We start from the raw sequence: 5995 nt of genomic DNA, 5'->3' as shown, positions 1-5995 counted from the left end.
ATTGGAAAGGCTACCATTGCAACCATTCAGCCGCATCAGCGAACTACTTCCGCACAACTGGAAGCCTGCTCAATAAATCCGATCATCAATCTAAGGATCGGTCAACCTGTGTTGACCGGGTGCTTACTGCACAAATCCAAGGTACGCAGATGGTACGCAACCAAAATGATCTTGCGCACCTTGACTGGTTTCCATTAAAAATGGTGATGCTGATGATACATATCACGTTAGAAAGCTAAGCAGCTACTACGTAATTTGCTATCAAAAAGAACGTTTGCTCGCAAAAGAAGGGGCTTTGAAGGGGCTTCAAAGGGCCTTGCAAGGACTTTTTAGAATTTTCACCCTTCAATTAATACTTTCAAGCAAGAGTCTAGAAATGCCGATGGATACAACCGTGTCCAAGGTGCGCAGATGGTACGCAAGCAAAATGGCCTTGCGTACCATCAATAAATTATTTTTGTAAGCACACTTACCTAACGCCCCTGCTGAATTTATGCGATTTAAAATCGAGATCAAATGACCGTATCGTGCCCTGAAGAAAACCCTGCTTGCTGGAGTTTCTTAAATAGCATGAGCGCAGTTCGGCGTTCTTTTTTTGGGCGATGGCTATCGGACTGTAGCGCTAATTGAATGAGGGATGCAATACCTTTATTTTTTAAGTTATTGATTTAAAAAGGGTTTGTATTACAAACTCTATTTAACGCTCTTTTTTCTTACAAATTCACGTATAAGTAGCTCAATTTCTAACGTCAATTCCTTACGCATATCCTCACTACTATCCTCACTACTAAACTCAATACGAAGAGTTTTGTCCACACTGCGAAGTTGCGCAAACTTCGCAGTACCATCCTTTACTGTGCTTTCAACTACTAGCTTCTCTTGGGCTGTTTTTGCTGACTTCTGAGGAGTTCCACTTGCTATTTCTAATGCTTGATCGACCGTTAATTTCTCATTTGACGCATATTCAACTATCGTCTTATGTGCCTCTTCTGTTTTTCCATCCCTGAACTTTGCTGCCATGGTGTAAATTATATTGAATCCAAAGCGGTCGGGATTCAATGAGATTACCTCAAGCGTCTCTTTTGGAATGTCATCAAAAGACATTATTTGTGAAATTAACCCCTTCGGCTGCCCTGTAATTCTTAGCTTTAAGTAGAACTCGGTACTAAATGGCGGCAAAGTGCCAATGCTGCCAGGAAAAATACAACCGGCGTCAATCCAACGCCGCCATTCAGAAGCATATTGGCGAATACAAAAATGTACAAAAATTTTTGCTGCTCGCGAAATGGGCCCTCAGCCTTGCCTTGAGAGTTTTTTTGTAACCGCCCCTGACAGTATTGAATTGCAAATATTTTTGCCGACATCTATCTAAACGTCTACCTATTAATTTGAGTCCACAAGAAATGCCGTGCCGTTCAATGACCCGATAGCCATGCGCTGAACAACTTAAACCACCTGTATGTAATCGATAAGCACACGAAAATCCTTTAAATGGTGAAACGAATTTTCGATAGAGGAAAATCATTGCAAGCACTAATCGATTCATAAAATTTTTATCTAAACAATGCTTGAGTTTGAATTAGAATGCCTTTTCACTGACTACCCAGTGCCGAGTGCCGAGTGCTGGCATTTAAGCAGAAAACATATTTTTATACCAGTAAGATTTTTTATCGTCCAACCACGAAAACTTTTTTGAAGATGCCAACACCTTGAATGGAGCCAACGAGATTCCATATCGGTATAGAAGTGCTAGTAACTCCCACAGAGATTCCTTGCCGAGAAGTCTCAAATTTAATTCAAAAATTAATCCGCGTCCTCTACCATGGACATTACTAACGGCAGCAATCTCCGACAAACCTTGAAATAATCGACGCTCATCACCTTTAGCGTAAAATTTAGTTAAAGTAATTTCAATCTGCACTCAATACTCCCATATAAATCTTTTCTTTCTGAATTTCACGAGATCAACGTTTGTCATCTAAGTGTGAATCCCACAAACTTCCTGCGGTTTCATAAAATATTTTCAAATATACTTCAATAGACATTTAACCATTGGGCTATTGGCAATCCAGAAAGTGCACCTGACATTTCATCATGCTTTAAACACACCAAACTTATCAAAAGAGAGGTAACAATGACAAACCATAGTAGTATTTTCATAAGGTTCACTTTGCCTGCTACGTACCGAGTAACGAAAAATCATATATTTCTAAATTCCTTTTCCAATCCAACGCAATCAAATTGTCTGCATTTGTACCAAGTTACATCATCGAAAGTGCATGCACCATTCAAATTATCTTTTAAAAATTCACAGCCATTAAATTCGCATTCATAAAACTTGGAGTTCGAAAACGCCACGCCGCGGAATTGGCAATTTACGAATTTAACACTCACAAGAATTGTTGTGTTGAACATGCCCCAATACATGTCTATATTTTCAAACACGCAACCAACAAAAATATCACCATAAGAATCGCCTTCCGTACTTATGTTTTTAAAGTTACAGTACCGGTAGACGTTATCGGGTCCCTTGGAATATCTGTCTAACTTTATCTCAAAATTTTCACTTTCGAATAGCATAAAGTCCTTTTTAGGCGTTCATCGGCAATGGCTCCAATGTGCCGACTGCAGGCAGCCATCTACGCTCCATTCTTTGACCGAGCAGGTTGATATATCTTATCTTCGACTGAAGGAGCTCGCAGCATCAAGGTTTCGACCGGAGGAAATACTTTGGTAACCGCATGATATACGCCAATTGGGAAGCAGCAAAATTCTCGCTCACGGACAATCGTTCGTGCCCCTTCAACTTCCACTTCAATCGCCCCTTTGAGAACAATGAAACACTCATCGCTTGAGGTATGGCAATGAGGTACTTCTCCATCGCCAACCCAGCTCTCATTCGTATTGTTGTACCAAATCTGAAGCTGGTTAGACTGGAAACCGATATCGTCGGGCGGGACGCGCCCTGACAAGAGAGTTGAATGGTCGGGTAATTTTTTATGATAAATCAGCGCCATGCACTGTCCTTAAAAATGAACACGATTAGCAAATGGGAACGACTGCTCATGGCCGGTAATGGCCGTCCGCCTAGAGTAAGGTCAAACCTCAATGCCGTCTCGGCATAATAATATTTGAGACCCTATATGTCTCCAGCTCGCATGCATTCCATCGTCTTTTGGCACAAACCAGCCCAGGCCAATATTGCCGACCTTGGAAATCCGTTTGCTTTCTGCACGATAGTGCGGAGGTAAATACCAGCAAATGTCTTTGCGATTGTTCCAGTTGCCGTGATTGAGTATGAGCCATTTCTTGCGTTTGAAAACGTCAATGTCTGGCGGTGTGCGTTCCAAGTAATCGAGACTTGCAATTAAGTTCTTTCCATACTCCGGATTTGCATCGTCCACGTTGAGAACCAGCGCGGCGGTGAATCGGCCATCGGGCAACAGAACAGCCAAACAGTCGCCTTTACTATAAGGCGCTCTGCGGATTATAACTTTGGGAAATTTGGACGGTCTAGGATTTGGGGACTCTATTTGCGCGAGAAATTTGGCAAGAGCGGCCTTCCGTCGGGCAAGTGCCTCAGAATCGTCGCCCCATCGTTCCAATCCATTTCCTATTGATATGTCATCACGCACGCGTTGGAGGACTTGGTTCTCAACGGTTCCATATTTCCATTGGATATGCGCTAATGCAAGCCAAAGAAGCGGGGCCTCGTCGGCATCTCCTTCGAGCTCAGCAAATTTCTCTCTTGCTTTTGCGGAGGCATCTTCAAGGTCATTTCCAGCCTTTAATTCGTCCGTGATCGACGAAATGATGTCAGAAACAATGTCATCTTCGGTAATGCGAAATCCCCAGGTTCCCAAAGTTCTTTCCTCCTACGATTTATGGCATATCCGCGAATTGACAAGGTACAGCAGTTCGAAATTCATGCGTGTTGCTCCATCTTGGAAAAATCAAATATTAATAAATGGCATACAAGTGGAAGCCACTTCCGAACGACTGTTATTGGCCGGCTGCCATTAGATTAGGTCTAAGTTTATAGGATTCCGATTTCCTTGAGCCAGTTTTCAACGAGCGATGACCACGACGAAACCGAATGCTGCTTATCCCTTAGGCCGAAGGCGTGCCCTCCTTTTGCAAAGAGATGGACCTCCGCCAGCACGTCTGCCTGATTAAGAGCCCGGGCGTAGAGCGTACTGTTGCAGATGGGGTCCACCGGGTCATCCCATGCTTGCACCAGAAACGTTGGCGGCGTTTGCTTTGTCACGTGAATGCTGGGGTCGAATGTGTCAGCAGCGCGACATAGATGACCTGGATAAAGCGCAATAGCAAAGTCAGGACGACTGCTTAGCTTGTCGACGGTATCGACAGGCTCGTAAGTAAGCGTGAAAATGTTGCTGGTCTGCGCAACCAGATAACCGCCTGCCGAGAAACCAATTACACCAATTTTGTTGGGATTGAGGTTCAGTTCCTTTGCCTTGGAACGCACGAGCTTGATGGTTCTTTGCGCATCCTGTAGTGCGCGTGGCACCTTTGGCGTAACATGGCACTGGCAATTTTCATCCCAATGATGGTTGCCGTTGGGAACGCGGTACTTGAGTAACACGCAAGTGATACCCCGAGATGTCAACCAGTCACAAATTTCAGTACCCTCCAAATCCATGGCTAGGACCTTGAAACCTCCCCCGGGAAATACCACTACCGCTGCCTCGGTATTTTGACCTTTGGCCGGATACACTGTCATGGTCGGCTGGCTGACATCACTAACCTGGGTCCATCCTCCGTGTCCAGCAACAGTGCTGACAGACTCTGTCTGCGAGGTAGATATCGCATCAGGTACCGCACCGGGCCAAATTGGAACTTGCAGCTGACCTTGCGGTGGTTGCCAAGTCTCAGCTTGCGCCGGAACCATGCCAATCAATAGAAAAACTAAACCTATAAGGAAACTGGAATGCAATGGGTCTCTCCTAAGCTGATTGTTGAATGACTGCTGTTGGCCGAACTGAGCCATCAAGCCCGAATATGGGTAAATAATTCCCCCAGCGTCAAATCATCACTCCATATCGTTTCTAAATCCAGCGCATACTGTTTCTTAAGGTCGTACGTCAACGTCTCAAATTCCAATGCGTCAGGCAGCCACCGACTTGGATATAAGCTTCGATAGACGTCCAATATTTTATCGTCAGGTCGAAACTTCAGCTTATCTTTATCCGCAAATGCAAACGCGGAAACGAACATTAAAAGGAAAGAGCGGATTTCATCTTTTGATGTAGTTGGAAACGTTCGTCGCCAGCCCCTGCCCTCGCAATTGCGGAATCGATAAGGGCGAGGCAGGCTCTTCCAGTATTTCGCTGAAATCAGCAGGCCGACACTTACCAGGCCCAAAATGAGAGCAATACTCAAGCTACGCCTCCGCATCGTGTTAACTTATTCATTGCTTTAGGTCCGCTTCCGGCCGGCAGATGACATCCTGTCCAACATTAAATGCCCTAATTTAAGAGTCAAGACTCGGAAATATTTTTGGAAGAAATAAAGGTAGAAATATTGTAAGCAGGCGAGAAAATCCGTAAATTGCCCCAAGCATAAGCAGAGCCAACGCGAATTTAGCCGATTCAGACGCATCGACTGGAAATGCTGAGCGCGCGATCCAAAAACTAAGGCATGCCGCAACCAACCCAATTCCTCCGACCATCAACTGAAACCATTTACGATTTTCCAGCAACATTAACTTTCCTTTTATTTTTTGAATCAAAGGCATATTGCCATACAAAAATTAGCAAAGCAATATCAATTCGGAGGTGCAAATGGATGACTGCTTCTGGCCGTTAGTGGCCTAAATAAGCGTTAAACAAGTTCCGCCTGCGGCGACCAAAATGCTTCCAATTACCAACACCTCAATTAACCTTTTTCGTGGTCTAGGTTTATCAATCTTAAGATAGCCGAGAAACCCGATAAAAGTGGCTACGGCAGATAAACACGTAGCGACAACTGTACA

Annotated in this window: 10 protein-coding genes; 1 reads left to right on the top strand and 9 read right to left on the bottom strand. The window is 44.3% G+C overall.

What is annotated here, in order from left to right; genetic code table 11:
• Positions 1–239, top strand: a 239-nt coding sequence (locus ACO0KY_RS19315; RefSeq protein WP_423048814.1) for a hypothetical protein, incomplete at its 5' end; no start/stop codon positions are given.
• Positions 240–693: 454 nt separating this feature from the next.
• On the opposite strand, the gene ACO0KY_RS19310 is transcribed toward ACO0KY_RS19315, so the two are convergent.
• From ACO0KY_RS19310 to ACO0KY_RS19270, 9 genes are all read right to left on the bottom strand, one after another.
• The gene (locus tag ACO0KY_RS19310) at positions 694–1104 is read right to left on the bottom strand and encodes a hypothetical protein (protein WP_423048812.1); all 411 of its coding nucleotides are present in this window, start codon (positions 1102–1104) and stop codon (positions 694–696) included.
• A gap of 127 nt (positions 1105–1231) precedes the next feature.
• Positions 1232–1546, bottom strand: coding sequence for a membrane protein insertion efficiency factor YidD (gene yidD / locus ACO0KY_RS19305; RefSeq protein WP_423048810.1), 315 nt, complete (start codon positions 1544–1546; stop codon positions 1232–1234).
• An 84-nt stretch (positions 1547–1630) separates the two neighbouring features.
• Complete coding sequence (locus ACO0KY_RS19300) at positions 1631–1921, bottom strand: hypothetical protein (RefSeq protein WP_423048808.1); 291 nt, start codon at positions 1919–1921, stop codon at positions 1631–1633.
• Positions 1922–2199: 278 nt separating this feature from the next.
• Positions 2200–2415, bottom strand: coding sequence for a pentapeptide repeat-containing protein (locus tag ACO0KY_RS19295; protein WP_423048816.1), 216 nt, complete (start codon positions 2413–2415; stop codon positions 2200–2202).
• Positions 2416–2639: 224 nt separating this feature from the next.
• Positions 2640–3017, bottom strand: a complete 378-nt coding sequence (locus ACO0KY_RS19290) for a cupin domain-containing protein (RefSeq protein WP_423048806.1) — start codon at positions 3015–3017, stop codon at positions 2640–2642.
• 81 nt (positions 3018–3098) lie between these two features.
• Complete coding sequence (locus ACO0KY_RS19285) at positions 3099–3863, bottom strand: hypothetical protein (protein ID WP_423048804.1); 765 nt, start codon at positions 3861–3863, stop codon at positions 3099–3101.
• A 173-nt stretch (positions 3864–4036) separates the two neighbouring features.
• Positions 4037–4957 carry an alpha/beta hydrolase gene (locus ACO0KY_RS19280; RefSeq protein ID WP_423048802.1) on the bottom strand — a complete coding sequence of 307 codons (921 nt, stop codon included), beginning with the start codon at positions 4955–4957 and terminating at the stop codon, positions 4037–4039.
• 53 nt (positions 4958–5010) lie between these two features.
• Positions 5011–5403 carry a hypothetical protein gene (locus ACO0KY_RS19275; RefSeq protein ID WP_423048800.1) on the bottom strand — a complete coding sequence of 131 codons (393 nt, stop codon included), beginning with the start codon at positions 5401–5403 and terminating at the stop codon, positions 5011–5013.
• 91 nt (positions 5404–5494) lie between these two features.
• Entirely contained in the window at positions 5495–5758 is a 264-nt protein-coding gene (locus ACO0KY_RS19270) for a hypothetical protein (protein WP_423048798.1), read from the bottom strand.
• Positions 5759–5995: the final 237 nt, after the last annotated feature.

Origin of the sequence: Undibacterium sp. Dicai25W, assembly GCF_049340505.1 — a bacterium.
In the GTDB taxonomy this organism is placed as follows: domain Bacteria; phylum Pseudomonadota; class Gammaproteobacteria; order Burkholderiales; family Burkholderiaceae_D; genus Undibacterium; species Undibacterium jejuense.
The sequence above is the reverse complement of the archived record's forward strand: the minus strand, read 5'-3'. Positions and strand labels throughout refer to the sequence as shown.

Bases quoted from the DNA above. Each gene is read 5' to 3' on its own strand.
- ACO0KY_RS19310 (WP_423048812.1), bottom strand. From the start codon at position 1,104: ATGTCTTTTGATGACATTCCAAAAGAGACGCTTGAGGTAATCTCATTG.
- yidD (WP_423048810.1), bottom strand. From the start codon at position 1,546: ATGAATCGATTAGTGCTTGCAATGATTTTCCTCTATCGAAAATTCGTT.
- ACO0KY_RS19295 (WP_423048816.1), bottom strand. From the start codon at position 2,415: ATGTTCAACACAACAATTCTTGTGAGTGTTAAATTCGTAAATTGCCAA.
- ACO0KY_RS19290 (WP_423048806.1), bottom strand. From the start codon at position 3,017: ATGGCGCTGATTTATCATAAAAAATTACCCGACCATTCAACTCTCTTG.
- ACO0KY_RS19270 (WP_423048798.1), bottom strand. From the start codon at position 5,758: ATGCCTTTGATTCAAAAAATAAAAGGAAAGTTAATGTTGCTGGAAAAT.